This is a genomic window from Nonomuraea sp. NPDC048916, from assembly GCF_040649575.1.
In the GTDB taxonomy this organism is placed as follows: Bacteria; Actinomycetota; Actinomycetes; order Streptosporangiales; family Streptosporangiaceae; genus Nonomuraea.
The window spans coordinates 1-931 of the sequence record NZ_JBEZFS010000134.1; the positions used below are offsets into that span (position 1 = coordinate 1).

1 protein-coding gene is annotated in these 931 nt (G+C 69.4%); it reads left to right on the top strand.

Annotated elements, in window-relative coordinates; genetic code table 11:
* Positions 1-931, top strand: a 931-nt coding sequence (locus AB0C16_RS40095) for a KR domain-containing protein (protein WP_357691382.1), incomplete at both ends; no start/stop codon positions are given.

Consider the following 931-nt stretch of genomic DNA (forward strand, 5'->3'; position numbering starts at 1 on the left):
GCACCAGCTCACACAAGACCTACCACTGTCCGCGTTCGTACTGTTCTCCTCGATCGCCGGCCTGACCGGCAGCCCCGGCCAGGCCAACTACGCAGCCGCCAACACCTTCCTGGACGCCCTGGCCCACCACCGCCACACCCACGGCCTGCCAGGAACCAGCCTGGCCTGGGGACCATGGGACCACACCGGAATGGCCGCCACCCTGACCACCACTCACACCAACCGCTGGCACCGCTCCGGCCTGCACCCCTTACCCCCCAGCACCGCTCTTCACCTGCTCGACACCGCCCTCGCCCACCCCCAGCCGCTGCTGGCGCCAGTCCACCTCGACCTCACCCAGCTGCGCAGCCAGCCCACCGCACCGGCCATCCTCACCGGCGGCCAAACGCGTCGCGGTGCCGGTCGGGGCACCGGCACCGCCCAAGCCGGTCTCGTCCGTCAACTAGCCGACGCCACAGCGGCCGAGCAGCAGCAGATCGTGCTGGACCTGGTCCGCCGCACCACCGCCACCGTGCTCGGCCACACCGGCCCCGACCTCATCGACCCCAATACAGCCTTCCGCGAACTCGGCTTCGACTCCCTGGCCGCGGTCGAACTACGCAATCACCTGGCCACTGCGACCGGGCTGTCACTTCCGGCCACGCTCACCTTCGACCACCCCACCGCCAGCGCCGTCGCGACTCTGCTCACCGCCAAACTGGTCCCCCATTCCACCGCGCCCAGCACGAGAGCGACGAGCAGAGCTCCATCCCGTGACGACGCGGCAGAAGATCCGATTGTGATTGTGGCGATGGCCTGCCGCTACCCCGGCGGAATCACCTCACCCGAAGACCTATGGCAACTCGTAGCCAACGGCCACGACGCCATCACACCCTTCCCCACCGACCGCGGCTGGCCCCTCGACACCCTCTACCACCCCGACCCCGACCAC